The following is a 25,687-nucleotide window of genomic DNA, read 5'->3' as shown; positions in this document are numbered from 1 at the left end:
CCACGATGAGCACCGTGTTGAACGACGGTGGCGCCGCCGCATGGCCGCAGCCAGCCGCCGCCACGACCTCGACGCAGGACGACCCGCACCTGGTGAATCTTGCCTGGGAGGTGGACCGAGCGCTGATGCTGGAGCGCTCAGAACGCCGAGCCTGGCACGTCGCCATTGCGGGCCTCTCGATCGGGCTGATCGGCATCGGCGGCGTGTTCATCCAGGGACCGTTGCGCCGCGTCGTCGAGATCCCGATCGTCGTGGACCGGCTCACCGGCGAAACGACGATCCAGCAGCGCCTGTCGGAGGAGACCATCCCTTCGCTGGAAGCCCTGGACAAGCACAACCTCGCCAGCTTCGTGCGCGCACGAGAGGCATACGTCTGGATGTTCCTGCAACGCGACTTCGACCAGGTCGCGCGCATGGCGGTGCCCGCCGTCTTCGCCGACTACAGCCGGCAGTTCGAGGGCGACAACGCTCTGCAGAAGAAGCTGGGGGCCACCGAGGAACGCCGCATCCAGATCGTCAATGTTCGTCTTTCAGCAGCGGGCCGCAGCGGCAACCGGGGGGAAGCCACCGTGACCTACGACAAGGTGGTCCGGCTCACCGAGCGCAACCTGCCGGAGGCCAGCACACGGCACGTGGCCAGCATCGTCTTCGAATACCAGCCCAAGGTCCTGACCAGAGAAGCCGACCGACTGGAGAACCCGTTCGGCTTCGTCGTGACAGCGTACCGGTCCGACCCCGAGATCAACACCCAGGCGCAGCCGGTGCCGGGCGTGAAGCCATGAAGCACCAGTTTTGCATCGGCGTGGCGGTGCTGGTAGCCGGAGGCTCCTCCATTTGCAGCGCAGCGCCGCCCGACCCACGGCTGCGCGAAATTGCCTACGACCCACACGCCGTCGTGTCGGTGCCGGTGCAGCGTGGCGTGGTCACCCTCATCGTTCTGGATGCCGATGAAGCCATCCAGGAGATGGCCACAGGCCTCGGCGCGGAGTGCAGCAAGCCTGACGCCGTGTGGTGCATCGCCGCACAACCGGGCGGGCGAACTCTTTTCGTCAAGCCCAAAGGCCAGGCGACCACCTCCAACACTCTGGCGGTGGTCACCAACCAGCGGCAGCACGCCTTCAGGTTGGACCTCGTGACCGACGGTGGCGGGCGGCCCGCGGTGTACCGCCTCCGAGTCAAGGCACCACAGGTCACGGCGTCGCTTGGGAGTCCTCAGTTGGCGCAGGCCCCGTCCCCGGTGATGGGACCTGAGACTGAATCCGCCTCAGAAAACAACAGTCGACCGGAGCAGCCGACCCGGGACGCGTTGGTCGCCGCGCGACTGCGGTTCAAGCCGCTTGTCGTGAACAGCGACTACACGCTTGCCGAAGGGCGTCACTCGACAGCCATCGTGCCGACCCTTGTGTTCGACGATGGTCGGTTCACCTACTTCCGCTTCCCCGGCAACCTGGAACTTCCGGCAGTGTTCCACGTGCTCGCCGACGGCACTGAAACGCTGGTCAACAGCCGGATGGAAGACGACCTGCTGGTCGTCGACCGTGTGAGCCACCGGTTGATGCTCCGCAGTAGCAACTCCGTGGTCGGGATCTGGAACGAGTCCTTCGATCCAGAGGGTGCGGCGCCCCAAGGCGGCACCACCGTCCCTGGCGTCACGCGCTCAACCTCCGCGTCGCCGACGCGCGGGCCCACATCGGGAGAGCGTCCATGAGCACCGACCACGAACCGCTCAGCCCACGACAGTCGGACAAGATCGCCGATGTCGCCCCACCCCCGATGACGGACACGCTCGAGCCACTGGCCGGCGAACCCGGCATACCGGACATCGCGCAGCGCAGCGGACCCACCCTCTCCCGCAAGGCGCTGATCGCCGGCGTCGTGCTGATCGCCTCTATCGTGTCCGTGCTGGGCATGTCGATCCACCGCTTCACGGCGTCCGTACCTGCCGACCCCGCCTCGAACAAGCGACCCGCACAGCGCCCCTCCGCCGCGGCTGCCGAGGCGAAGCGCCTCGACCTCAGCATCGCGCCGCCGCCGGTGCCCGCAGGAGAGCGTATTCCCGCGCTGGTACCCACCGCCGAAGAGCGGGCTGCTCCGATCGGCCTGCAAGGGGGCAGCCGAGACGCCACACGCACTTCGCCCGAGGACGCACCGATCATGCTTTTGTCCTCGAAGGCCTCCAGTCGCGACGAGACCGGCCATCGCGAAGGAGGAACCGCCGGGTCGCGCGACACATCCCGCTCCCTGCAGGACGCCCAACGCCAGACGCACCAGCTGCTGGACACCCTCATGCGGCGCTCCGGAGCTCCTAACGCCAGTGCTGGCGCGGCGTCCGCGTCCGGCGAAGGGCAAGAAGGGCTGGCAGGACGTGCCGGTGCTCCGGCCGCTCAGGCAGGCACAGGAGCACTCCTCGGCGGGCAGATGCCGAAGTCCTCGACTCCGCGTACCGACGCGACCAGACTCGTGCCGCGCAGTTTGGTCCTCCCGAAGGGCAGCAGCTTCACCTGCGCGCTCAAGACCCGGATCGTCAGCGCTACGGCCGGACTGGCTGGGTGCCAGGTGCAGCGCAACGTCTACAGCGAGGACGGCCGGGTCCTGCTGGTGGAACGGGGCAGTCACCTTGACGGCGAGTACCGCGTCACGTCCGTCAAGCCCGGCACCGTGCGCATCCCGCTGCTGTGGACTCGGCTGCGCACGCCGCAAGGCATCAGCGTCGACCTGGATTCACCCGGCACCGGTCCCCTGGGCGAATCCGGCGTCGATGGCCACGTCGACAACCGTTGGGAGGAACGCATCGGCGCCGCCCTGCTGCTGTCGCTCATCGACGACACCGTGCGCATCACCGTCGCCCACCAGACCGGCCAGCAGACCGATGGCGTGGTGCTGTCCTCGACCACCGACACCGGCAGCGACCTGGCCGGCAAGGTGCTGGAAAGCACGATCGGCATCCCGCCGGTGATCACCCAGCACCAGGGCGCCATCGTCGGGGTTCATGTCGCGCGCGACGTGGACTTTTCCTCCGTGTACGAGCTGATGCCGACCGAGCGGCTCCAGCAAGGCAAAGCGCCATGAAGCGGGATGACGACGGCATCGGCTCGGCAGTGCACGCTAGCGCAGCGACCAGCGCGGTGGACACGCCCGTCCACGCCACCACAACAGGCTGGCAAGGTGCGGCGACCTCGGTGATCGAGTTCCTGCGCCCGCTGCGCGAAGCCCTCGACATGCCGGGCGTGCTGGAGGTGTGCGTCAACCGGCCGGGGCAGTTGATGATCGAGACGCCTGGAGGCTGGCAGGCGCTGGACGCCCCCCTCATGAGCTATGAGCGTTGCCACTCGCTGGCCACCGCCGTCGCCACCTTCTGCGATCAGCAGATCAGCCAGGAGCGCCCGCTGCTCTCGGCCACCCTCCCCACCGGCGAGCGCATCCAGTTCGTCATACCACCCGCGGTCACCCGCGGGACGGTGTCGATCACGGTGCGCAAGCCGTCTCAGCTCACCCGGACGCTCGACGACTTCGAGCGCGAGGGCCTGTTCCAGCGGACCATCGCCGTGAGGGACACGTCCGACCAGCGCCTGCAGCCGTTTGAGCAGGAGCTGGTGGCCCTTAAGGACGCGCGTCGCTATGCCGAGTTCCTGCGACTGGCCGTGCGCAAGCAGCAGACCATCGTGGTCAGCGGCAAGACCGGCTCGGGCAAGACGACCTTCATGAAAGGCCTGGTCGAGGAGGTGCCTCACACGGAGCGTCTCATCACCATCGAGGACACGGCCGAACTCACCCTGCCGAACCATCCCAACGTCGTGCACCTCTTCTACAGCAAGGACGCGCAGGGCACTGCCCGGGTGACGGCCAAGTCGCTGCTGGAAGCATGCCTGCGCATGAAGCCCGATCGCATCTTCCTCGCCGAGGTGCGCGGCGACGAGTGCTTCTACTTCGTGCGCCTGGCCGCCTCCGGCCACCCGGGAAGCATCACCAGCCTGCACGCCGGCAGTTGTGCGCTCGCGCTGGAGCAGATGTCCCTCATGATCCGCGAGACCGGGGCCGGAGGCGGCCTGCGCATGGACGAGATCAAGTCGCTGCTGGGCATGGTGGTCGACGTCATCGTGCAGTTCGACCGGGACGAACGCGGGCGCTTCATCTCCGAGCTGCATTACGAGCCGCGGTCGTATCGCCTTCAGCGACGGGCCGGTGCGAGCGAGGTCACATGAACGCACCCCCTCTCCCCTCGCAACAGTGGAGTCGTGCCCGCAAGCTCGTTGCGGCGACGGCGATCTCGATCCTGTTCGTCCTGCTCTGGGCGACGGCTGCACACCTCTCCGTCGTCTTCTTCCTGCTGATGCACAAATCGAGCCCCACGGCCGTCCGCCCTTTGGACCTCATCGTCTACTGGCAGCACTACGGTCCGGAGCGTCACTTCAGGCCGAGCCTGACCACCGCCACGGTGGGCGCCCATGTGCTGATGCTGGGCGTGGTGCCGCTGCTGCTGATGCACACCGCCAGACCGCGGCGCAAGCTGCACGGCGACGCACGCTTCGCGACCCGTGCCGAGATCGCCCGGGCCGGCCTCTTGCCGAACGTCCTTACTTGGCACCGTCCCCGCAGTCCGGCGATCCTCGTCGGTGCCTACCGCGGCCAGTTCCTCTCCCTGCCCGGCCAGCTGTCCGTCCTCCTCTCCGCTCCGACCCGCAGCGGCAAGGGGGTCGGCGTGGTGATTCCCAATCTGCTGAACTGGCCCGACTCGGTGGTCGTGCTCGACATCAAGGGCGAGAACTACGAGCTGACTGCCGGCTACCGTGCGGAATGCGGTCAGGCAGTCTACGCCTTCCGCCCCTTCGACGAAGAGGCCAGGAGCCACCGCTGGAACCCGCTCGGCGCGGTGAGAACCCATCCGCTGCACCGCGTGGGCGACCTGCTCGCCATCGCGCAGGTGTTCTTCCCCAACGACGGCACGGGCACCTCCTCGGAAGCGTTCTTCAACGACCAGGCGCGCAACCTCTTCCTCGGGCTCGGCCTGGTCCTGCTGGAGACCACTGCCCTGCCGCGCACCATCGGAGAGATGCTGCGCCAGTCCTCCGGCAAGGGGGTGTCCCTGAAGGACCACCTGCAGCGGCTCGTCGATCGCAGGCCACCCGAAGGCCCGCGGCTTTCCACGGAATGCGTCGATGCGCTGCAGCGCCTGCTCTCGAACTCGGAGAACACGCTTTCGAGCATCGTCGCCACCTTCAACGCACCGCTCACCCTGTTCGCCGATCCGATCGTCGACGCCGCCACGAGCGCCGATGATTTCCGGCTGGACGACGTCCGGCGCCGGCAGATGTCCGTCTACGTGTGCGTCCCGCCGCACCGCCTGGCCAGCGCCCGTCCCCTGCTCAATCTCTTCTTCTCGCAGCTCGTCAATTGCAACACCCAGACCTTGCCCGAACAGGACCGCACGCTGCGCCACCAGTGCCTGCTGATCAACGACGAGTTCACCGCCATGGGACGCGTGGGCATCATCGTCTCGGCGGCCGCCTTCCTCGCCGGCTACAACCTGCGGCTGCTGACTATCGTGCAGGCGATGTCCCAGCTGGACGCCGTGTACGGCGACAAGGAGGCCCGGACCTTCGCCACCAACCACGGGCTGCAGATCCTCTATGCGCCTCGCGAGCAGCGGGACGCCGACGAGTACAGCGCCATGCTGGGCCACTTCACCGAGTCGGCGACGTCGAGGGGCACCAGCCGCTCGTTCAGCCAGCATGGCCACCGCTCGGTCAGCCGCAATGAAAGCGAGCAGCGCCGCGCGCTGCTGCTCCCTCAGGAGATCAAGGAGCTCGGCGCCGACCGCCTCGTGATCCTTCACGAGAACTGCAAGCCCATCCTCGCCGACAAGATCCGCTATCACCGGCTGAAGCGGTTCCGCCAACGTCTGCGCCAGTCACCGCAGGTCCGTCCCATTGACATGGCCTGCCACATGGCCCGCGTGCAGCAACGATGGCGGTACATCGATGGGGAGGACCTGCTGCCCGACGACTTCAACGCGGACTCGCTCGCCTTCGACCTGGACGTCGCGACTGAGCGACTCGACGGACCGGCGGACCTGGTGGCCAGCGCCCTGCTGGACATGTTCACCGAGCCGGACGGCCACGCCCAGCGAGAAGTGGCTGGAACGATCGAACCCGTCATCCCAGGCGTCGAAGCCCGGCCGCTCTCTCTCTGAAAAGGACTGCCATGTGTCGGACCCTTTCCATCCTGTTGTGCGCTTCGCTGCTCGGTTCATGCTCCACCACCGCGGAGCCTCCAACGGTCGACGGACAGGACAAGCGCCCCGTCAACAACACCCAGGCGATCGCGCTGCAACGTTGCCAGCATGAACTCCACAACGAGGGACTGCGGGCCGAGGAGTCCAGGGCGGCCCTTGCGTCGATTGCGGCACGGGTCCAGGCCTGCCAGCGCGCCCGAACCAGCAGGACAAGCATGGACGAGACGGTGCCCACCCGAGGCCACCAGATGTTCACCATTCATTTCGGTTTCGCCAGCAGCGAGGTGCGGCTCAGGCCGGACGCGGAACAGACGCTGCTGAAAGCGGCGAAGGACGCTCCGTGGATCGTTCTGCACGGAAGGACCGACGGGGTGGTGGACAACCTGGCCGATGGGCGACTGGCAAAAGCACGCGCCGAGCGTGTGCGCGACCTCCTGACGGCGAATGGCATCGATTCCCGCCGGGTGCGAACCACCTACCAGCCCACCGGCGATGCGGTGGCACCGAACACCGACGCGGCCGCCCGCAGCCTCAACCGCAGGGTGGAGGTCGAGATCCATGACAGGCCGCCAACACCGGCGACGTCCCTCAATGCGGCCGGTTGAGCCGACAAACACCCCACGTCAGGAGCAAGCCATGGACGGCAACCTTGCACCCTCACCAGGTCCGAACCCCTCACCACCGAAGACCGGTGGAAGCATCGAACCTCTGGACCGTGTCAAGGCCGCGCGGAATGCTGAGCGGACTGAACCGAACGGTACGCGGTACGAACTGCGCGACCCCTTCGCCGAAGTGACGTACCGGACCGCCCGCCTGGCCGACATCGTGGCAAAGGCAGAGCAGCTCTGGAGCACGCGCTTCACGGCCGTCGGAGCGGATGGCGCCCGCCACACGGTGTCGAGAAACGGGGAGCGCTGGGAGCGCATCCCGGATCTGGAACAGCGGGACGCGGCACCACGCCCGCAGTCGTCGGCCACGGAAACTTCGGCGAAGAAGCCCTCGCCTTCCACGGTCATCGATGCCGCCGAAGCACAGCTCGCCCTGATCGCACGGGTGGAGTCCACTCTCGCTGAGCGCTATGTCATCAAGCGGCCCGCCATCTCGGTGGGTGAACTCCACTTTGGAGCTATTGAATACCGCTTCAAGGGAGACCCGTCGCGCATCGCCTTCACCGAAACGGGGCTGCGACTGGCAACCGACACCAACAGTCCCTCTGTCGCGCGGTCCATGGTGGACGTCGCCGAAGCACGTGGTTGGCGGGCCTTGCGCGCGTCGGGCACGGAGGACTTCCGGCGAATGGTGTGGCTGGAAGCCGCGTCCCGCGGCCTGCAGACCATGGGCTACGAGCCGATGCCTTCCGACTGGGCCCTCCTCCGGAAGACCTCGGAGGGCCGCAACATCAATCGAGTAGAACCGGCGCAAGCCGAGCCTTCCCAAGGAACCCCGGCCAAGGCGGAGGGGCGAGGCGGCGGACGCAAGGCCGTGCTGGTTGCCATCGAAGCGATCCTGGTCGCGAAAGGCGTGCCCGCTGCGCGCCGGGAAGCAGTCATGCAAGCGACGGAGAAGGAACTGGATGCTCGACGGAGCCGGGGCCAGTCCGTCCGGGTCAAGGTCCATGACGCCGCCGCACCGAGCCACCTCGCTGTCACGCGCACGACCACGCACACACGAACACAGGACAGGCCATCACCGACCCGGTAGCCCGGACATGCCAGTCGCCGCTTCACCCGACCGGTGCCTGCTCGTGGACGGGCAGCATGTCTCCCCGTCGAGCAGTACCTTCCAGGATGCACTGAGGAATAGCTACCTGGCAGACGCGCGCCCGCGCTGCCTGTGTACACCTGCGGCGCCCGCGATGTACGTCGCGCACCTGGGTGACACCTTCGTCCTCAAGCGCATGCCCGGCACCGGCTCGCAACACGCTTCCTGGTGCCGATCATCGCGCGAGGCACGGAACGATGCCGAAAGCGAGAAAGCGCATGGCGTGAGCATCGACCCGGCAACAAGCCGGACTCAACTGCACCTGGCTTTCGCCCTGCACGCGCCCTCGAATCGGTCACGAAGCACTCGTGATCACGCTGCAGCCAATACGGCTGAGGCCGGACATCGGGCCCGCATGTCCTTGCACGAACTCCTCGTGTTCCTGTGGGAACGAGCGGAGCTGACGCATTGGCATCCCTCCTTCGCGGGGCGACGCAACTGGGCGGTGGTGCGCGCCCGGCTGCTGGGTGTCGCACGCACCCTGTGGCTGGGAGACCTCCCGCTCAGCGCTCGGCTGCTCGTGCCGGAAACGTTCAAGCGGAATTCATGGGAGCAAATCCGAAAGCGCCGCGACAGCTGGCTGCAAGGACTGCAGGCATCATCGGGCGCGCGGCACCTCCTGCTGGCCGAACTCAAGACAGCAACGATCGAGGCTCACGCCTGCTGGCTCACCATGCGCCACATGCCCGAAATGCGCCTGCGCGCAGATCCCAGGTCAGATGGCGTGTGGCGGGGGCCGACGGAAGAAGTAGAAGCAACAGCCCCCCGCGCGCACCGGGTGGTCCTCGCCATCGCTTCCGACTGCCGTTCTGCCGTGCCCCAGATCCACCGCGCCGCAGCGATCTGCTGTGACGTCAATTGGCTGCCGCGTCCCCACGTGCTCTCAACTCAAGAATTCACTCCTGACTCGACAAGCACTCCTCGTCTTCCCAAGAACCGAACGTTCACCCAAGGCCGATGCGCGGATCACTCATGACCTGTTGCGACGCGATCGCGAGAGGACCTGCGATGCTCAGTCGAAGTCGTCAACGATTGAGGCCGCCATCCGAGGCGATTCAGAGTATCCTGATCCGGGGCGGAAGAACGAGGGTCGCCGGCTGCCTGGAGCGTTATCCGCTCAATATGCAGACTAGGCATAATTCGCTCCGCTAGCTCAACGTTCGGCCACAGGGAGCACTAATCATGGTGACCAAGGTTCTCGCGGAGTGCACGCAAGGGCTGCCGGCGGCCGTCGACCTTGCGGCGGAATCGCTTGGGCAGCGACCCGATGTTCTGCGCGTGCGCGCGGGCTATCGGGTCAAAGACGGAATGTTGACCAAGGAACCTGCCGTTGTCGTGGTGGTGCGGCAAAAGCTACCGCTTGCCACGCTCCACCAACACGGAACATCGCCTTTACCGATGCACATCGAGGGATTCACCCTCGATGTCGCCAACGCCAGTTTCAAGGACGTGCTGGCCGCTGCCTCGCCGCCCGACACCTGCGAACGTGGGCACAACTACACCGAGAGAACCGCCAAGAAGTTCAGATTGGATCGATTCAGCGAGCCGATGCAGGCTATCGTGCACCTTAGCCCCGATGCAGGATGGCCCAATCTAAAGCAGTTCTTGGCGAGAACCGAGAAGCGTCTGACGGTCGGTATGTACGAGTACAGCGCCCCACACATCATCGAAGCTTCGCTGGAACTCGCGCGCCGCCTGGAAGCCATGTCGCTAGTAGTTCAGAAAGGCTCGAACATTGGCCAAGGCACGAAAGCCGGCGACATCAAGGACGCCGAATCCGTGCGCATGCTTCAGGAGGCTTTTGGCGATCGACTGGAGCATGCGTGGGCCGTGCTGAGGTCGGCGTTTGGGCGATGCGTCAATCCCAGGGGCATCTTCGACAGCTCGTATCACATAAAGGTGGCCGTTAGAGACCGCATCGAAACCTGGCTGTCGTCGGGAAGTTGGCAGTCATCGAACCAGCCGCCGTTCGATCCCCTGAACAACGGAGACCAAACGCCGCCGTTGCTGAGCGAGTACAACCGCGAGTGGCACGTCATCATTAAAAACGAGCGTCTCGCCAACATCTTCGAAGAGCACTTGCTTCAGGATCGCCGTGACGCAGAGGCGGCCGCGGGGCCGGATGCGCTTGTTGATCTTGCGGATCCGGAAATGTGGATTGCAAACACAAGCCTGTTCATGGAGCGTCGGCGGCCAAGGGTCCCAGTACGCTACTTTGAGCCACTGCAGATCAATCGGGCTCTAGATATTCGACCGGTATTGTCCCCTGACAACTACCTTGAGCGTGCGCTCGAACTTATTGAATCTGCGACATCGCGCGACTCAACGATCTACTTTCAGAATCAAACGTTCAAGACCGCCGAGCCGCGAACAGCCGGCTACACCAGACTGCTGGAGGCTTTGCTCACCCACCAGCGGGTTGGTCGCGACGTCAAGATTCTCTTCCGCTATGGTGAGCGTGACGACCTGGAGGCCGCGCAGGACTTCGGCTTTGATATCAACAACATCAGGATCGATAACCTTTGTCATACCAAAGGGATCATCGTGGACGGTCGCGTTGCCTTGCTCGGTAGTCACAACTGGAGCAACGCCGGTGCCAGTTGGAACCGCGACGCAAGCATCATCTTTCACGACGAAGAAGTCGCGGAATACCTGCAACGCGTATTTCTGTATGACTGGAGTCGGGCCCGACAAGCCGAACTTGATGAATACGCGCCGGCTCCCCGCCTCGTCCAGCCTTGGGAGACGAGCGTGCCGGCTGGAATGATCAAGGTCCGGCTGTCCCAACTTGACTTGTTCTAGGAAGAAGAAGCACCAACCCATTCTGGCCACGCATTGAGGAGGATCCGCCGTGCCTACATATCGCATGTCGTACTACCCCTGGATCACGCAGCATCGATCTGCGGCGGAAGTGCACCGCAACGTAGAGGTCTTCGCGTCGGTGGTCGCAAAAGAGATGGGCTCCAATACGACGATCAAGGTGCTGCCCGGCGTGGAGGTCAATAAGCAAATCGACCAGTTGCTTGCCGGCGACAGCGAGCTCGCGCTCATGAATCCGCTGGGCTATGTCTTTGCACGCCGTCGACCCAATGGCAGCGACATCGCGTCCATCGCCATCGCGCTCCGGACCATTGACGGCGTCGTCGGCGACAATTACTTCGCCCAGATATACACGCGGGCAGATACCGCTCTACGCAAGGACGCCCCCCAGCTGCCAGACAAGCTCAAGGGGCGCAGCATCGGCTACGGCGTGCCGTACTCGACGTCCAATTTCCTGGTGAACGCGTTCTCGCTTAAGCAGAAACTCGGCGTGCACCCGTTCACGCACTTCGCCCGTGTCGAGTTCCTTGGCGGCCACGACCTTGTCGCGAAGGCGGTGTACGAGGGGCAAGTCGACATCGGCGCGGGACATGATGGGGTCATCATCGATCTAGCCAATCAAGATGGCTACCGTGACGCCAACCAGAAGCTTGTGCAGCTCGTGCGGTCCGACCCCATTCCCAGCGATCCGGTAGTCGCGCGAGTGGCTGACCACGGCGAGCGTGCTGCGTTGCAAGACGCACTGGTCGCGGCCGGAAAGTCTGCGGAAGGCAAGGCGGCGCTGGAGATCTTCTGGGGCATGGTCCAGGGCCTGAAGGCGATTGAGGCAAACACCTACGACCTGCTCAACGACACCATGACGGCATTGGGGCTGGAGGAGCGCGACCTCTTGCGGCCTTTATGAGCCCCGCACGCAGATCGACGATGGACGCTGCGACCGCAGCAGCCTGCTTTCGCGACCTGTCCAGACATCTGGCAGGAGTGGATGCCCAGGCTGACCTTGCGGCGCCCTACCTGCAGCGGTTGCGCGCCGAACTCTTCGGGGCGCGCATAGATGAGCTGCTCGAATTGTTCGCGCGACTTCGGAGCACCTCTACCGATCTCGAAATGGACATCCGCCAGCAGATTGTGGAGTCGTCAGACTTCGGTGCGCTAGCCCAGCAGATCATCCTGCTTTGGTACACGTCGGCGTTTGCTGACGGCGACAACTGGAAGTTCGGGCCACCGGAGCAGTACTTCCGGTCGCACATCTGGTCAGTCATCGGGGCGCATCCGCCAGCGCTGTCCGGCGGCTACTTCGGCTACTGGAAGTACCCACCGGAAAACTGAACAATGAGCGAGGTTTTCGACATTGTGATCGTCGGTGCGGGAGTTGTCGGAGGCATCCTCGCGAGCAAGCTCAATGAGCGCGCTCGGATCTTAATCCTGGAAGCCGGCGAGGAGGGGCCTTCGAGACTAGATCTGGTGAAGGCCTACGTGTCCGCCCCGAAGAAAAGCATGGGCTCGCCCTATCGCGGCCGCGACGGTGACCACTTCGCACCAAGTCCGGACGACGCGACGGACTACTACGTGCAACCCGGCCAAGACAAGTTTAAGGCGACCTACCAGCGGCGTTACGGTGGTGCCACGTGGCACTGGCGCGGAAACGTGCCGCGCCTCATTCCGAGCGACTTTCGCATGAAGTCGAATTTTGGTGTGGGCATCGATTGGCCGCTGAGTTATGACGATTTGGAGCCTTGGTATGTTCAGGCCGAAGCCGAGCTGGGTGTCTCGGGAAACCATGACGAATGGGCCAACTACCTGGGTGGCTGGCGCTCCGCACCATACCCAATGAGCCAGATCTGGCCGTGCTACGGCGACACGATCCTTAAGCCGCTGCTAGACGGTATCGTCATTCATGAGCGCGAGGTTCGCATCATGTCGACGCCGCAGGCGCGCAACTCCCAGCCCTACGATGGACGGCCCCCTTGCGCCGGAAACTCCACGTGTGACCCCATCTGTCCGATCGGCGCAAAATATGATGCCACCGTGCACCTCGATAAGGCTCGCAAAGCCGGTGTCCAGATTCGCTCACAGTCGGTCGTCACACGCGTGCACATCGGCGCCGATGGCTGTGCCACGGGCGTGACCTACCGCACCTGGGACGGCGCAGATCATGAAGTGTTCGCCCGAGTCGTGGTAGTGGCAGCGCACGCCATCGAGTCGGCGAAGCTGCTACTGATGTCCCGCACGGACGTATTTCCGAATGGCGTGGCCAACTCAAGCGATCAGGTGGGCCGAAACTTGATGGATCACCTGCAAGGGCAAGGCGCGGCGCTGCTTCCGTTTCCTGTGTATCCGTTCCGCGGCCCGCCTACGACCTCGGGCATCGACGCTTTCCGCGACGGTCACTTTCGGGCACACGGCGCGGCGTTTCGAATGTCTGTCGGCAATGACGGATGGGGACTGCTCCAGGGCCCCTACGCCACAGCGTTGAACCTGATCAAGCACGAGAGGCTATTCGGTGACGCATTGCGCGAACGTACGCGGGACGTATTGACCCGGCAATTCAGACTAAGCTACTCCACCGAGACACTACCCGACGCCGACAATCGCGTGGTGCTGTCGTCTGAGTTGGACCGCCTTGGCGTTCCACGGCCAGAACTTCGTTTTCAACTCAGTGACTACAACCGGCGTGGCTTCGCGATGGGGCGAAGTGTTATCCGGACGTTGTTCGAGAAACTGGGGGCGACTGACATCACGATTCCGGCAGACGATCGCTATTCAGCCGCCAACCACATCATGGGAACTTGCCGCATGGGCACCGACCCCACTTCCTCGGTCGTAGATGTGGACAGCCGTGCGCACGATCACCGCAATTTGTTCATCGTCGGCGGCAGTGCGTTTCCCACATGTGGAACTGCCAATCCCACCCTTACCGTGGCCGCCCTGGCGCTGCGGGCGGTCCCAGCCATCGCTCGGGAGCTGGAGGTATGAGCGAGGTGCTCTTCCGCGCCACTGCGGAACCAGTTGCCTCGCGGTCGCAGTTGTTGTCGCTGTTAAGCGATGCCTGCGAATTGGAGCACGGCCTGCTCTGCACGTATCTGTTTGCTGCTTTCAGCCTCAAACAGGACTTGTCCGAGGGTGGCATGACCTGGCAGCAGCAACAGAAGGTGCGGTCATGGGCCAGCCAGCTGTACGCGATCGCGGCAGAGGAGATGTTGCATCTGGCGCAGGTGTGGAATCTGCTTGCAGCCATTGGCGGCATGCCGTACTACCAGCGCCCACGCTTCCCCCAGCCAGCAACCTACTACGCCATGAACTTGCCCTTAAAGCTCGCGCCATTCGGTGCCGACTGCCTGAAGCGCTTCATCATGTACGAACTGCCGGCCCACGTGTCCCCAGAGGACGTGGCGCAAACCTTAGGGCTTCCAAAGGATCAGTCACCTACAAGCCAGGACGTCACGGTTGGGGAACTTTATGGGCAAATCCTGAGCGGCTTTCAGACCATTCCCGAAGCCCAGTTGTTTGTGGGTAATGATGACCGACAGATCGGCCAAGACGTCGTTGACTTCCCCGACCTGATCAAGGTCGCTGACAGGAAAACTGCTGCGGCAGCGATCCAAATGATCGTTGGGCAAGGTGAAGGAACAAGCCGCGAAGATATGAACTGTCACTACGGCTTGTTCCTGCGGGTGCTGGCGGAGTTCGAGGCCGAGGTTGCAGCCTCCGACGACGCGTTCGCACCTGTGCGCATCGTCGCAGAGAATCCAACGACCCGGGTCGAGGGTTTCGAGGCTGAGTACGGCGTGTCCTTGATCGAGGATCCGTATACCCACCGCGTAGCCGCGCACTTCAATGAGGTGTACGGATTGGCGATGCGCATGTTGCAGTTCACCTTTAGTAGCACGGAGGTCGGCGACGTCGCCAAGTCCTTTGCTTCCGTGGCCATCGTAGTTATGGCCACGGTGCTCAAACCGATAGGAGAAGCGCTCATGCTGCTCCCCCTTCGCGCGGGCAGCCGGTTGCGCGCGGGGCCGGAGTTCGGGCTGACGCGGCATGTCGCTTTGCCGACGGACGCTGACGTGGCGATGCAACTTGTCCGCGAACGGCTCGAAGAGTTGACCCAGGCCGCTCGCGCCCTCGCTGCCGAAGAGCACGCGCCATCACAAATGGCAAACGCCGCCCGCAACCTCGAGCGCTATGCGGCAGGACTCAGGCTCGCGCCTGTGCAGCATGGATCTTGAAAGCCCCGGGGCATATAGGCCGCAGTGTTCAAGCGGCGTCTCACGAAACGGGCGACTCAGGCCGCGTTCTACGCCTGCAGGGCGCGAGTAGCTCTGGAAGATGGGAGACTTGCTGCGCGTCTCTCGACGCGCAACTCGCTATTTGCAGATCAGTACGGACAGTTGCCGCGGTAGCCCGACACCCGGGTGCTGCGGATGTCGATGTCTCGCTGAGCGCCGCACAGGAACGGGCTGTAGCGGGTGTCGTTGTCGACGAAGCGCTTGAACCACGTGATCATGTAGCGGCCCACGAACGGATACCACGACGAATTTTGCGGGAAGAGGTGGTCAGCGCCGCGCAGTTCGAGGTAGGCCTTCGGGACACCCGTCGAGATGCTGTCGTAGAACGGAATCGAGTAGCGCGATACGCTCGCGGTGGTGTCGTTCTGGCCGCCGATGATCAGCGTGGGCACGCGAATCGTCGAGAAATTGTTGGTCGAGCTCCACGGGGCCAGGGCGATGGCCGCCTTCAACTGCGGGTTGTCGCGCGCCGCGACCAGCGTGCCGCCGCCGCCCATCGAGTGACCGGCCACAGCCAACCGCGTGGCGTCAACCTTGTTGTAGAGCACGTTGCCGGGGGTGCGGCTCATCGTGACCAGTCGATCAAGCGCAGCCTTGAGCTGGCGTGCACGGCTGTCGGGTTGATCGGACGTGGTGAGGGTGTCGATGGTGATCACCACGAACCCGCGTGAAGCGAGACGTGGCCCCAGCCAGCTAATCGCTGACTGGTAGGCGCTGAAGCCGGGCGTGACGGCGATCGCCCCATAGGAGCCAGTCGTGGTGGGGTAGTACACCGTGCCCCCGCCGAAGCCGGACACGCTGTAACGCGAGATGGTGGTGGAGCGCACGGCGAACGTGCCGGTCGCGGCCTCCAGGTTCGCGACCGTCGGGTCAGGCCCTTTGGCGTAGGGGTTGGTTTGCGCGCCCGCGAGCGCAGAAGCGGTCAAGGTGGCCGCGAGAACGGCTGCCTTGGCAATGTGACGCAAGCTGTCTGTGATGTTGAACATGATGTCTCCTGATTGATGAACAAATGCCGCTGTACCGCGGCTTCAACAAGTCGGAACGGTTGTCTGTTGGGGAGTGCTTGTCCTGTGCGATTCAGCGCAAGGCGACCGTCGGCGGATCGGGCACGCGTCGGTCCAGACGTTGACGGTGCCCAAGCGGGTCAGCCGCGCGTTTTCCAGCCCGATCCGTTGTGCTCGCCAAGACCGGGGGCCACGTGGCGGTACTGCACCGGCGTATCCGACAGCCGGATCGGACTGGCTACCGTCGGCACGTCTTCGCCCGAAGCGGTGCTGATCAACTGGCGCAGGCCGCGGTGCCGGGCCTGAGGCGACGCGAATGCCTGCGCGTAGTCGTTGATCGGCCCGCATGGAATGCCCTGGGCACCCAACGTGTCCAGCCAGTAGGCAACGGTCTGCAGGCGCAGTGCAGCGCCGAGGGCGTCCGAGATGGCGTCGCCGTGCAAGGCGCGGTCACCGCCCGTCGCGTACTGAGGCATTTCGCCAAGATCGCCACGACCTACCGCGCTGCAGAGCCTGCGCCACTGCCCATCGTTGCCGACGCACAGGGTGATGTGACCGTCTGCAACCTCGAAGGTCTGATAGGGCACCACGTCGGGGTGTCGGTTGCCACGCCGACGCGGCACCATGCCCGTCATCAGGTAGGACGCGGACTGGTTGATGCCCATGGCGACCGCGCAGTCCAGCAACGCGATGTCGACGAACTGGCCGCGGTTCGTTCGATGCCGCGCCTGCAGAGCCGCGAGAATCGCGACCGTGGCATACAGGCCGGTGACGAAGTCCACCACCGGAGCACCCACCTTTTGTGGACCGCCACCCAGCTGGTTGTCGGGTTCGCCCGTGACGCTCATCAGGCCGCTCTCGCCCTGGAACACGAAGTCGTACCCCGGCTTGTGTGCCGACGGGCCGTCCTGTCCGTAGCCCGTGATCGAGCAGTAGATGAGCCGCGGGTTGACCTGTCGCAGGTCCTCGTACGCAAGACCGTGGCGCGCCAGATCGCCCACCTTGTAGTTCTCGACCAGAACGTCCGCCTCGGCGGCCAGCCGTCGCACCAGGTCCTGCCCCTCTGCAGTGGCCAGGTCGGCGGTGACGGAGTGCTTGTTGCGGTTGGCACAGTGGAACCAGGCCGACTCCGTGCTGCCATCACTTCGCCAGTACCAGGGTCCCCAGTGGCGGGAGTCGTCCCCCACGCCCGGCCGTTCGACCTTGATGACGTCGGCCCCGAGGTCCCCCAGGGTCTGCGCCGACAGCGGCCCGGCCAGCACGCGTGAAAGGTCCAAGACCCGCACGCCCGCGAGTGCACCAGCGTCATTCATGAAAAGCTTCTCCAGTTGAGGTGAGATGGGTACGGAGGGCGCATCGCGTCACACGCCTCCATCGGAATCTGGGCGACACAGCACCATGCGTCCGCCTCAGGCTCGCAACACACCGTCGTGACCGTAGACGGCGAGCGACACAGGCGTGGGCGACACCCATGGCGGACCCGACCGGAAGTCGACGGACAAGTCCCCGACCCGGAAATTCCGGAGGCTGATGAGCCCGCTTCGCACGGACTCGCGCGAGAAGGACTTGCCCATCGACATGCCGCGCCGAATGCCCTCAATGGCCACTCGTGCGTTGATGTAGCCTTCGACGGAGCTGGTGCCGACGCCAGCCGTCAATCCTGCGGCCCGCATCGACGCCTGGTACTCGCGAATCAGCACGTGCTTGGTCGACCGTGGCGTCGGAAAGATCGATGAACACGCCAGACCTTGGATGTGGGCACCCAGCCGCGGAATGTCCGTGAAGGTGATGGACAACCCAACGATCGACATCGACGGTGCCGCCTTCCTCAAGGCCAGGACGAAGTCGGTCGAAGCAGTGCCGGTGGTGAGCAACAACACCGCGCCCGCCTTGGCGCCCAGGACGGCCCGCGCAGTGCTGTCTGCGTTGGCGCCATCAAGCGACAGCGAAACCGCAATGGGCCAGCGGATTCCGGCCGCGGCAAACGCTCGTTCCGCATCGGCGAACGACTCCTTCCCCAACGCGTTGTCCTGGTAGACGACCGCGATGTCCCGCATGCCCAGGGTCTGCATCTGCTCGACCAGGCGCCTGATCTCGTCGGCATAGGACGGACGAATGTGGAACAACGACTTCACCTCCGCTCGGCGCACCGAACTCGCGCCGGTGACGGGACCCACCAGCGAGGCGCCCGCAGCTTCGAGCGTGGTGATGCATGCGGAGGTGTTGGCGGTGCCCATCAGACTCGCAAACGCAAGTGCACCGTCCTCGAGCAGCTTCTTGATGTTCTCGGCAGAACGCGCAGGCACGAACCCGTCGTCGACGAAGACCGCCTTCAGCTCTCTGCCGTTGAGGCCACCTGCGCGGTTCACGTCATTGACCGCTGCCCGAATGCCTTTGGTGTGTTCGATGCCGCCGCTGGCCACCACGCCGGTCAACGCCAGGGACGAACCAAGGAGCACCGGGGTGCGACTCATGCCGACAAGCTGTGCGGACGCGACGGCATGAAGCGACGCACCAGCAGTGAGTCCGACGGCACTTCTGAGGAAGCTTCGGCGACTTTTCATTGGCAATACTCCTTGGCGTCATGCGGCTACGCGCAGTCGGCATCGACGACAGACGTGCGCGTCCCTCACGCACGCGGACGGCGTGCGATGGCGACGTTTGTCAGGAACAGTGAGGGATGCCGCGATGACTGCGGTTGGGACGAAGCGAGCCGCGGCAACGAGCTGCCGCGGCTCGCGGACTCATGGGGTCATTCGAGCGTGGCCCCGGACTGCTTGATCAGGCGCTCCCAGATCGGAAGCTCCTTCTTGTAGACCGCTGCAAAGGCTTCGGGTGAACTGTCCCGCACCTCGAATCCCATGGCGGCGATCCGGTCCCGCACATCGGGCAGCTGCACGGCCGCGCGCACTTCAGCAGCGATGCGACGAACCACCGCGGGAGGCGTCCCCGATGGAACGGCAATGCCCAGCCACCCGGTGACGCGATACGCCTCGTCCGTCAAACCTTGCTCCCGAAGCGTGGGCACGTTGGGCAGCGTTGCCATGCGGCTTTCGCCGGTGACCCCGATCGCCTTGAGCTTCCCGGCTTCAATATGGGGTTTGGCCTGCAGCGCGCTGGCGTACGCCATGTCGAGCTGTCCGCCAAGGAGATCCTGGATCATCGCCGCCTCGCCCTTGTAGGGGATGTGCGACATCTCGGCCTTCTGCGTGGCGCTCATGTGGGAGCCGGCGAGATGCGCATACGAGCCGATGCCCCATGAGCCGTAGGAGAGCTTCCCCTTCTTCGCGCTGACGTGTTTCAGGAGTTCCTGCGCCGTGTTGGCGGGAATGCTCGGATGCACGAGGAGCACCACCGGCCCGGTCGCGATCTGATAGACGAGAGTCAGGTCGCGTGAGATCTCATAGGGCATCCTCGCGTAGAGGAACTGATTGGTCAGGAGCGAGTTGCTGAGGCTCAGCACCAGGGTGTGGCCATCGGCGGGCGACTTGGCCACGATGTCGGTCCCGAGCACCCCTGAAGAGCCCGCCTTGTTGTCGACGATCACCGGCTTACCGAGCGCAGGCGCCAGCTTGTCGGCCAGGAGACGTGCCAGGATGTCGGTCGCGCCACCTGGCGGGAACGGCACGACGATGCGCACCGGCTTGGTCGGGAACGCGGTCGTTTGGGCCTGCACGGGCAGGCCGAGGGCCAAGACCATGCACGCGACGGCGTGCATCAGATGGCGTCGTGGGTGGGGGCGAAATTGCATCGCGGGTCTCCTTAAACTGCTGGGTCGGGAATCTGTGGGGATGGGCGGCCATCAAGGGCACGTGGCGCCCGATGCGGTCACCAGGCCTCTCAAGGCGATGGTTGAATCTGCATCGACGCCAGCCACGGGCGCACGCGAGAACGTGCAACCGAAGTGCGGCGCTGCCACCACCGAAGGCGTGACGACGTCGTCGCCCGATGGTTTCACGCCGGTCCTCACCCACTGGACCATGGCGTCGAACGCTTCGTTCTGTTCGGCCACCGTGAAATCGCAATGGTGGATGCCGCGAATGGCGCGGGTGACGAGGCGATCGCCGTTCCCTTTCGCGTCGGCGCGCTGGCGGTAGATCTGCATCATGCTGAACGGCACCGTCAGGTCGCCCAGCGTGTGGATGGCCACGACCGGCGCTTGCACCTCGCCGTTCACCCTGGGCATCCAGCGCAATCCGTCGCTGCGGCGCGCATTCGCCTGCGGCTCGGCGCTGACCCGCTGCACCCGCCCGCTGATGGCGGCGCTCACTGCCGGGTTGCCCTCGACGGTGTACGAGAAGCGCGTCGTGTCGGTTCCCCACTTGTTGAGGATGCCGCCGATCGTGCCGTCGTCGCCGAAGACGCCGAATGCCAGAGCCAGCGAGCTGCCCGGAGCGGCCAGTCCCAGGCGAAACAACGGGCGCTCGCCACCCGTCAGGTGCTTGAGGATGGACACATAGTGCTCACCCAGCACCGTCGGTGTGGCGGACGCGGTCGGCGTGGCCGGCGACGGAAAGCTCGACCAGAGGGCTGCATTGACCTGGGGCGAGATCGACGACCAGTTCGGGTTTGGCAGGGGGCGGCTCGCGAACCCGGCAACCGCCTGAGCACCGATCTGCATTGCCGCAAAGGTGTCCCACAGCGCCATGTCCCCGGTCACTCCGCACATCGGCACGGCGCCGGCGTACACGACCCGATGCCTGGCCTGCGCCACCGTCTCCGCTTCGACGGCGGCGGCCGCGATGTGTCCGCCCATCGAATGGCCGATGATGAAGATCTTCGACGGCGTGGCCAGCGCGCGCCCCTTCGCGGCGGCGATGCTGTTGAACGCCAGGGCCAGGGCATTGGTGTCCTCGATGCCGGCCCGCACGTCGTAGTAGTTCCTGCTGTAGCTGGACGCGGCCCAGGCATAGCCCAGTTGCAGCAGGTGATGCCGGATCGAGGGGGTCTCGACCGTCAACACCGCCCCCGTGCCGTGGTAGCCGTGCGTGTACATCACCAGTTCGCCGTTCCAGTTCGACGGCACTTCGATGCGATAGGCAGCACCGTTCAGTTCTCCGCCCCAGCGACTGCTGCCCTCGAAGCCAGGCACGGCCGTGAAGCTGGGCACCCCGCCCGAGCCGGGCTGGTAGTCCGGATAGACAGCCGTCGAATCCAGTGCCGCGACGGTGAAGCTGCGCGCGTCCTGCGGCCGCGTTTCGCCGGAGACGACAGGTTCCGATTCCCCGGCGCTGGAGCTCGCACCGCCCCCACCGCACGCGGTGAGAAGCAGCGCGGGCACCAGCACGCGGAGTGAAAGAACGAAAGGCACTCTCATGCTGGGCCCTCGCTCACGGACAGGTGGCGCCGGCGCCGGTGATCTGACCGCGCAGTCCGACGACGAAGGCCGAGTCCGTGCCGGGAACGGGCGCGCGCGTGAAGGTGCAGCCGAAGTTCGGGGCGGCGACCACCGAAGGTGTGACGATGTCGTCGCCCGCGGGCCTCACCCCCGTCCTCTCCCACTGCACCATCGCGTCAAACGCTTCGCTTTGTTCTGCCTCGGTGAAATCGCAATGGCTGATGCCCCGGATGGCACGGGTCACGAGAAGGTGGCCGCGGCCCTTGGCTTCGGCGCGCTGACGGTAGACCTGCATCATGCTGAAGGGCACGAACAGGTCGCCGAGCGTGTGGATGGCCACCACCGGCACACGCACCTCGCCATTGACCTTGGGAACCCACCGCAGTCCGTCGGGGCGGCGCGCGTTGGACAGGGGTTCCGCCCTCACCCGCTGTGCCGACGCATTGATCGCGGCGCTGGCCGTCGCATTGCCATCGATGGTGTAAGTGAAGCGCGTCGTGTCGGTCGCCCACTTGTTGAGGATGCCGGTGACCGTGCCATTGCCACCAAAGACACCGTAGGAGGAGCCGAAGGAACTACCAGGCATCGTCAGGCCCAGGCGGAACAGGGGACGCTCACCGCCGGTCAGGTGCTTGAGGATGGACACATAGTTCTCACCCAGTGCCGTGGGTGTGAAGGGGGCGGTGGGGCTGGCAGGCGACGGCATGCTCGACCAGAGGGCGGCGTTGACCTGGGGAGCGACAGACGACCAGCCGGGATTCGCCAACGGGCTGCTGGCGAAGCCGGCGACCGCCTGAGCCGTGATCTGCATGGCCGCGAACGTGTCGAACAACGCCAGGTCGCCGGTCACGCCGCACATCGGCACGGCGCCGGCGTAGGCGACCCGGTTCCTGGCCTGCGCCACGGTCTCGGCTTCGACGGCCGCGGCCGCGATGTGCCCGCCCATCGAATGGCCGATGATGAAGATCTTCGTCGGCGTGGCCAGCGTGCGCCCTTTCGCGGTGGCGATGCTGTTGAACGCCAGGGCCAGGGCATTGGTGTCCTCGATGCCGGCGCGCACGTCGTAGTAGTTCTTGCTGTAGCTGGACGCGGCCCAGGCATAGCCCTGTTGCAGCAGGTGACGGCGGATGGAGGGGTTGTCGACTCTCACAGCGGAGCCCGTGCCCCGGTAGCCGTGCGTGTACATCACCAGCTCGCCGTTCCAGTTCGCCGGCACTTCGATGCGGTAGGCGGAACCGTTCAGTTCCCCGGCCCAGCGGCTGCTTCCCTCGAACCCAGTCACCGCGGTGAAGCTGTGTTGCCCCCCGGGGCCGGCAGCGTAGTCCGGATAGACGGCGGTCGAATCCAGCGCGGCGATCGTGAAGGTGCGCGTGTCGTGCGGCCGCGTCTCGCCGGACACGACCGGATCGGTTTCGGCGGCGCTGCCGTCGTCCCCACCGCACGCGGTGAGAAGCACGGCAGCCGGCAGCACGCCAAGGCGCAAGAAGGCGGAAAGGTTCATGGCTGTCTCCATTTATGGGTTTATGTCGTCGTGATTCCGTCCTCTGCTGCGCCGTCACATGGGCGACATGCAGAGCACGGACAGATTGTTCAAACAGCCCACTCTTCTTGACAATTCCAGAGCCATTGAACAGACTGTCAAACACTCTTTGACACTTGCATGGACCTCAGCGCACTGACCTTGCTGGTCGAAATCATCGAAGCGGGCAACCTGAGCCAGGCCGCCCGCAAGCTGAACATGACGCGCGCAAACGTCAGCTACCACCTGAACCAGCTGGAGAAGGCGGCGGGGGTGCAGCTGCTGCGACGGACCACGCGTCGCGTCGAACCGACCGAGGTCGGGCTGCGTCTCTACCAGCACGGCCTGTCGATCCAGAACGAACTGCTCGCGGCCCGCGAGATGGTGGCCAATCTCGGGCGCAGCCTGCATGGCCGAGTGCGTGTGGCCGTGCCCAGCGGCTACGGCCAGATGGTGATGGCCGACTGGCTGATCGAATTCAAGCGGCTCTACCCCGGCATCGTCCTTCACGTTCACTTCCAGCACAGGCTGGACGACCTGTTGAGCGACGAGGTCGACGTCGCGATCCGCGTGCTGAACGAGCCGCCTCAGGCGCTGGTCGCCCGCGAGATGGGTGCAGTGCGATACATCGCGTGCGCCTCGCAGGACTACGCATCGCGTCATGGCCTGCCGAAGACGCTGCAGGAATTGCGATCGGCACCGCTGATAACGCCCATCGTCTACGGACGCGAGACGCGCATGTCCGCGTATCGCGGCGGCGAGCGGCACGAGATCGTGCTGGAACCGACGCTGATCTCCGAGAACTATCCGTTCATGCGACAGGCCATCCTCGCAGGCCTCGGCGTCGGCTTCGTGCCGCAGTACGTGGTGCAGGACGCCGTGGAACGCGGCGAGGTGCTCACCGCGCTCGACGACTACCGGCTGAGCATCTTCGGCAGCCAGCTGTACCTGCTGTACACGCCGCACCGCCACCAGACACGCGCGATGCGCGCCTTCATCGATTTCGTCCTGGAGCGGGCCAGGGCCGGCGCATCAACGCGCGAACCGTCTGAAGAAACCTCCCTGCCATCCTCCAGCCTCGCTCCTTAGGCCTGCTCCGGCGGGCCTCGCGCCGCCCTCTTCATCACGTTCCAGCGCGGCCGCGTTGAGCGCGCATCGCATCTCCGCCGCGCGTCGCGCCGACCACCGGGCCCTCTCCGCTCACCGGCCACCCACCGGTCTGGGGCCGACCTCGCGCGTCTCAGGCCCACGCGCCTTGTCACGCGCTTGCTGAAGACGGGCTCCGAGGCGGCGATCGGCTTCAGACGATGACCCCGACAGCGCCCGAGCCAGTTCGTGCCACGCCTCGAGCACGTGAGCCGGCATGGGCGCCTGAGTCGGCCTGTCGCTCGAGAGGCGGCGCAGCCTCCCTTCTGCCGCCGCCTTGAGGCGCCAAAGCGGAGCCGGCGATGTCGTCGGCCCTCGCACGCCCCGCCGCGACGCCTCGGCCTCGATCCCCCATCCCCGCAGCTTCTCCGCGAAGGTTTCCCGCCATCGCGCCAGATCGGCCTTGCGCGGATTCAAGCGCCTGCCGTGGACCGACTCCGCACGGACGCTCAGGTGCACGTGGGGATTGGCCTGGTGGTCATGCAGCACCATCACGTACTTGTGATCCTCGAACTCGCCCTGTGCGAACTCACGCGCGGCTCGCTGAACGATCGACGGGTCCGTTCCGTTCGGCATCGACAGGATGATGTTGAAGGCCTCGCGTCGGCTCCCCGCCTCCTGGATGTGGCTGCCACCCCACTGCCAGTCCTCCACCATGAGTTTCACGGCCTCCTTCCCGCGAAGCTTGTGGCCCTGCTCGTCCTCTACTTCCAACCGACCGTTCTTGCTGATGTAGCGGAAGTGCGCCGCGATGGCCCGCATGCCCCGCCCTCCTCCGGTCACCTTGACCATGACCTGGGGCGCTCGGCGCACGACGGTCGCGGCGATGCGCTCACGAAAGTGGTTCGCACGCGAGCGGAGTGCCTGACCGGTCAGACGAGGCGCTGAGCTTTCGCGGCTGCGATTGCCGGGATAGAACAGCCGGTCGCCCCACTGGACGAGCAGACCATCGATGCGGGGGTCTCCTCTCATGGGCTTCGCGTCCGGGTGGGCGCGCCGCCGCGTCGGCCGCGCAGGAGCTCGAGCGCCTCCGTCGTGAGCCTGAGGTGCTGACGCAGTTCATCCACGAGTCCTGTCAGTTGCATGCGGTACTGCCTCGCCGCCAATCCATCGCCGTGTTCAAGAAGAAGGCAGAGCCGGGAGACGTGTTTGCCGAGAGCCGCGACCTGCGCGTTGGAACACACGAGCGCTGAGAGAACGTCCGCAGGCCTGGCCATGGACTGCGTCATCGCGGGGACCTCGGTGAGCAGTCCACGGATCAAGGCGCCTCGTGACACGCCGGCGTCCTTTGCACGGGCGGCGAGCAGCTCGACGTCGGTGCGATGTAGGCGGATCGACACCTTCAGGGTCGCATGTCCGTCGCTGGCATCGGGGATCGTGTCGGATGGGGCGAGATGCGCCGCGCCGAGCCATCCGGCCACGGCGGTCCGCACCAGGTCCGACACGCTGCGGCCGCTCTCGCGCGACCGCGTCTGCAGCGCGGCCTTCAGGCCACGCATGTCGACGGAGACGAAGTCGCGCGGAGGGGTGTGCATGAGCCTGCGAATCGAGAAGCGGAGTAGCGTGTGTGAACTCGGCGGC

Annotated in this window: 21 protein-coding genes and 1 pseudogene; 14 read left to right on the top strand and 8 right to left on the bottom strand. The window is 65.2% G+C overall.

All coding sequences use genetic code 11. The features are described from left to right. Positions 1 to 5 precede the first annotated feature (5 nt). From JI745_RS00295 to JI745_RS26870, 13 genes and pseudogenes are all read left to right on the top strand, one after another. Entirely contained in the window at positions 6 to 782 is a 777-nt protein-coding gene (locus tag JI745_RS00295) for a virB8 family protein (RefSeq protein ID WP_201802877.1), read from the top strand. Beyond that, positions 779 to 1,708, top strand: coding sequence for a TrbG/VirB9 family P-type conjugative transfer protein (locus tag JI745_RS00290; protein ID WP_201802876.1), 930 nt, complete (start codon positions 779 to 781; stop codon positions 1,706 to 1,708). The genes JI745_RS00295 and JI745_RS00290 overlap by 4 nt, the downstream gene beginning before the upstream one ends. Then, positions 1,705 to 3,069 carry a TrbI/VirB10 family protein gene (locus JI745_RS00285; RefSeq protein WP_236674857.1) on the top strand — a complete coding sequence of 455 codons (1,365 nt, stop codon included), beginning with the start codon at positions 1,705 to 1,707 and terminating at the stop codon, positions 3,067 to 3,069. Before JI745_RS00290 ends, JI745_RS00285 begins: the two co-directional genes overlap by 4 nt. After that, positions 3,066 to 4,202 carry a P-type DNA transfer ATPase VirB11 gene (virB11, locus tag JI745_RS00280; RefSeq protein WP_201802874.1) on the top strand — a complete coding sequence of 379 codons (1,137 nt, stop codon included), beginning with the start codon at positions 3,066 to 3,068 and terminating at the stop codon, positions 4,200 to 4,202. Before JI745_RS00285 ends, virB11 begins: the two co-directional genes overlap by 4 nt. Further along, a complete protein-coding gene (locus JI745_RS00275; protein ID WP_201802873.1) occupies positions 4,199 to 6,190 on the top strand; it encodes a type IV secretory system conjugative DNA transfer family protein in 1,992 nt (663 codons plus the stop codon). The genes virB11 and JI745_RS00275 overlap by 4 nt, the downstream gene beginning before the upstream one ends. Positions 6,191 to 6,201: 11 nt before the next feature. After that, positions 6,202 to 6,837, top strand: a complete 636-nt coding sequence (locus JI745_RS00270) for an OmpA family protein (RefSeq protein WP_201802871.1) — start codon at positions 6,202 to 6,204, stop codon at positions 6,835 to 6,837. A 31-nt stretch (positions 6,838 to 6,868) separates the two neighbouring features. Next, a complete protein-coding gene (locus tag JI745_RS00265; RefSeq protein WP_201802869.1) occupies positions 6,869 to 7,933 on the top strand; it encodes an LPD7 domain-containing protein in 1,065 nt (354 codons plus the stop codon). Then, positions 7,848 to 8,969, top strand: a complete 1,122-nt coding sequence (locus JI745_RS00260; protein ID WP_310738427.1) for a DUF1173 family protein — start codon at positions 7,848 to 7,850, stop codon at positions 8,967 to 8,969. The genes JI745_RS00265 and JI745_RS00260 overlap by 86 nt, the downstream gene beginning before the upstream one ends. 206 nt (positions 8,970 to 9,175) lie before the next feature. Further along, positions 9,176 to 10,795 carry a phospholipase D-like domain-containing protein gene (locus tag JI745_RS00255; RefSeq protein WP_201802865.1) on the top strand — a complete coding sequence of 540 codons (1,620 nt, stop codon included), beginning with the start codon at positions 9,176 to 9,178 and terminating at the stop codon, positions 10,793 to 10,795. A gap of 64 nt (positions 10,796 to 10,859) precedes the next feature. Further along, on the top strand, positions 10,860 to 11,717 hold the full coding sequence (locus JI745_RS00250; RefSeq protein ID WP_201802863.1) for a phosphate/phosphite/phosphonate ABC transporter substrate-binding protein: 858 nt from the start codon (positions 10,860 to 10,862) through the stop codon (positions 11,715 to 11,717). 20 nt (positions 11,718 to 11,737) lie between these two features. After that, on the top strand, positions 11,738 to 12,142 hold the full coding sequence (locus JI745_RS00245; RefSeq protein ID WP_201802861.1) for a hypothetical protein: 405 nt from the start codon (positions 11,738 to 11,740) through the stop codon (positions 12,140 to 12,142). Positions 12,143 to 12,145: 3 nt separating this feature from the next. Next, complete coding sequence (locus JI745_RS00240) at positions 12,146 to 13,789, top strand: GMC family oxidoreductase (RefSeq protein ID WP_201802859.1); 1,644 nt, start codon at positions 12,146 to 12,148, stop codon at positions 13,787 to 13,789. Beyond that, positions 13,705 to 14,475, top strand: a pseudogene (locus tag JI745_RS26870) (ferritin-like domain-containing protein); the annotation flags it as partial. The gene JI745_RS00240 and the pseudogene JI745_RS26870, both read left to right, overlap by 85 nt. 713 nt (positions 14,476 to 15,188) lie before the next feature. Here JI745_RS26870 and JI745_RS00230 read toward each other — a convergent pair. From JI745_RS00230 to JI745_RS00205, 6 genes are all read right to left on the bottom strand, one after another. Then, positions 15,189 to 16,085, bottom strand: a complete 897-nt coding sequence (locus JI745_RS00230) for a dienelactone hydrolase family protein (RefSeq protein ID WP_201802855.1) — start codon at positions 16,083 to 16,085, stop codon at positions 15,189 to 15,191. 158 nt (positions 16,086 to 16,243) lie between these two features. After that, positions 16,244 to 17,416, bottom strand: coding sequence for a CaiB/BaiF CoA-transferase family protein (locus tag JI745_RS00225; protein WP_201802853.1), 1,173 nt, complete (start codon positions 17,414 to 17,416; stop codon positions 16,244 to 16,246). A 96-nt stretch (positions 17,417 to 17,512) separates the two neighbouring features. Then, the gene (locus JI745_RS00220; RefSeq protein WP_201802851.1) at positions 17,513 to 18,667 is read right to left on the bottom strand and encodes an ABC transporter substrate-binding protein; all 1,155 of its coding nucleotides are present in this window, start codon (positions 18,665 to 18,667) and stop codon (positions 17,513 to 17,515) included. A 188-nt stretch (positions 18,668 to 18,855) separates the two neighbouring features. Continuing rightward, entirely contained in the window at positions 18,856 to 19,854 is a 999-nt protein-coding gene (locus tag JI745_RS00215; RefSeq protein WP_201802849.1) for a tripartite tricarboxylate transporter substrate binding protein, read from the bottom strand. A gap of 51 nt (positions 19,855 to 19,905) precedes the next feature. Beyond that, on the bottom strand, positions 19,906 to 21,420 hold the full coding sequence (locus JI745_RS00210; protein WP_201802848.1) for an alpha/beta hydrolase: 1,515 nt from the start codon (positions 21,418 to 21,420) through the stop codon (positions 19,906 to 19,908). A 13-nt stretch (positions 21,421 to 21,433) separates the two neighbouring features. Next, positions 21,434 to 22,942, bottom strand: a complete 1,509-nt coding sequence (locus tag JI745_RS00205) for an alpha/beta hydrolase (RefSeq protein WP_201802846.1) — start codon at positions 22,940 to 22,942, stop codon at positions 21,434 to 21,436. A 159-nt stretch (positions 22,943 to 23,101) separates the two neighbouring features. Between JI745_RS00205 and JI745_RS00200 the strand changes: the two genes are divergently transcribed. Beyond that, positions 23,102 to 24,049: a LysR family transcriptional regulator gene (locus JI745_RS00200; RefSeq protein ID WP_201802845.1), complete on the top strand. Its 948-nt coding sequence runs from the start codon at positions 23,102 to 23,104 to the stop codon at positions 24,047 to 24,049. Positions 24,050 to 24,160: 111 nt separating this feature from the next. Here the strand turns inward: JI745_RS00200 and JI745_RS00195 are convergent, their stop codons facing one another. Then, positions 24,161 to 25,078, bottom strand: coding sequence for a relaxase/mobilization nuclease domain-containing protein (locus JI745_RS00195; RefSeq protein WP_201802844.1), 918 nt, complete (start codon positions 25,076 to 25,078; stop codon positions 24,161 to 24,163). Beyond that, positions 25,075 to 25,641 (bottom strand): hypothetical protein, encoded by a 567-nt coding sequence (locus JI745_RS00190; RefSeq protein WP_201802843.1) that lies wholly within the window; start codon positions 25,639 to 25,641, stop codon positions 25,075 to 25,077. Before JI745_RS00190 ends, JI745_RS00195 begins: the two co-directional genes overlap by 4 nt. Positions 25,642 to 25,687: the final 46 nt, after the last annotated feature.

The organism is Piscinibacter sp. HJYY11, assembly GCF_016735515.1.
GTDB lineage: Bacteria > Pseudomonadota > Gammaproteobacteria > Burkholderiales > Burkholderiaceae_C > Rhizobacter.
The sequence above is the reverse complement of the archived record's forward strand: the minus strand, read 5'-3'. Positions and strand labels throughout refer to the sequence as shown.

Bases quoted from the DNA above. Each gene is read 5' to 3' on its own strand.
- JI745_RS00220 (WP_201802851.1), bottom strand. From the start codon at position 18,667: ATGAAAAGTCGCCGAAGCTTCCTCAGAAGTGCCGTCGGACTCACTGCT.
- JI745_RS00215 (WP_201802849.1), bottom strand. From the start codon at position 19,854: ATGCAATTTCGCCCCCACCCACGACGCCATCTGATGCACGCCGTCGCG.
- JI745_RS00250 (WP_201802863.1), top strand. From the start codon at position 10,860: ATGTCGTACTACCCCTGGATCACGCAGCATCGATCTGCGGCGGAAGTG.
- JI745_RS00245 (WP_201802861.1), top strand. From the start codon at position 11,738: ATGGACGCTGCGACCGCAGCAGCCTGCTTTCGCGACCTGTCCAGACAT.
- JI745_RS00270 (WP_201802871.1), top strand. From the start codon at position 6,202: ATGTGTCGGACCCTTTCCATCCTGTTGTGCGCTTCGCTGCTCGGTTCA.
- JI745_RS00255 (WP_201802865.1), top strand. From the start codon at position 9,176: ATGGTGACCAAGGTTCTCGCGGAGTGCACGCAAGGGCTGCCGGCGGCC.
- JI745_RS00260 (WP_310738427.1), top strand. From the start codon at position 7,848: ATGACGCCGCCGCACCGAGCCACCTCGCTGTCACGCGCACGACCACGC.
- JI745_RS00295 (WP_201802877.1), top strand. From the start codon at position 6: ATGAGCACCGTGTTGAACGACGGTGGCGCCGCCGCATGGCCGCAGCCA.
- JI745_RS00275 (WP_201802873.1), top strand. From the start codon at position 4,199: ATGAACGCACCCCCTCTCCCCTCGCAACAGTGGAGTCGTGCCCGCAAG.
- JI745_RS00290 (WP_201802876.1), top strand. From the start codon at position 779: ATGAAGCACCAGTTTTGCATCGGCGTGGCGGTGCTGGTAGCCGGAGGC.
- JI745_RS00240 (WP_201802859.1), top strand. From the start codon at position 12,146: ATGAGCGAGGTTTTCGACATTGTGATCGTCGGTGCGGGAGTTGTCGGA.
- JI745_RS00210 (WP_201802848.1), bottom strand. From the start codon at position 21,420: ATGAGAGTGCCTTTCGTTCTTTCACTCCGCGTGCTGGTGCCCGCGCTG.
- JI745_RS00225 (WP_201802853.1), bottom strand. From the start codon at position 17,416: ATGAATGACGCTGGTGCACTCGCGGGCGTGCGGGTCTTGGACCTTTCA.
- JI745_RS00205 (WP_201802846.1), bottom strand. From the start codon at position 22,942: ATGAACCTTTCCGCCTTCTTGCGCCTTGGCGTGCTGCCGGCTGCCGTG.
- JI745_RS00195 (WP_201802844.1), bottom strand. From the start codon at position 25,078: ATGAGAGGAGACCCCCGCATCGATGGTCTGCTCGTCCAGTGGGGCGAC.
- JI745_RS00230 (WP_201802855.1), bottom strand. From the start codon at position 16,085: ATGTTCAACATCACAGACAGCTTGCGTCACATTGCCAAGGCAGCCGTT.
- JI745_RS00265 (WP_201802869.1), top strand. From the start codon at position 6,869: ATGGACGGCAACCTTGCACCCTCACCAGGTCCGAACCCCTCACCACCG.
- JI745_RS00200 (WP_201802845.1), top strand. From the start codon at position 23,102: ATGGACCTCAGCGCACTGACCTTGCTGGTCGAAATCATCGAAGCGGGC.
- JI745_RS00285 (WP_236674857.1), top strand. From the start codon at position 1,705: ATGAGCACCGACCACGAACCGCTCAGCCCACGACAGTCGGACAAGATC.
- JI745_RS00190 (WP_201802843.1), bottom strand. From the start codon at position 25,641: ATGCACACCCCTCCGCGCGACTTCGTCTCCGTCGACATGCGTGGCCTG.
- virB11 (WP_201802874.1), top strand. From the start codon at position 3,066: ATGAAGCGGGATGACGACGGCATCGGCTCGGCAGTGCACGCTAGCGCA.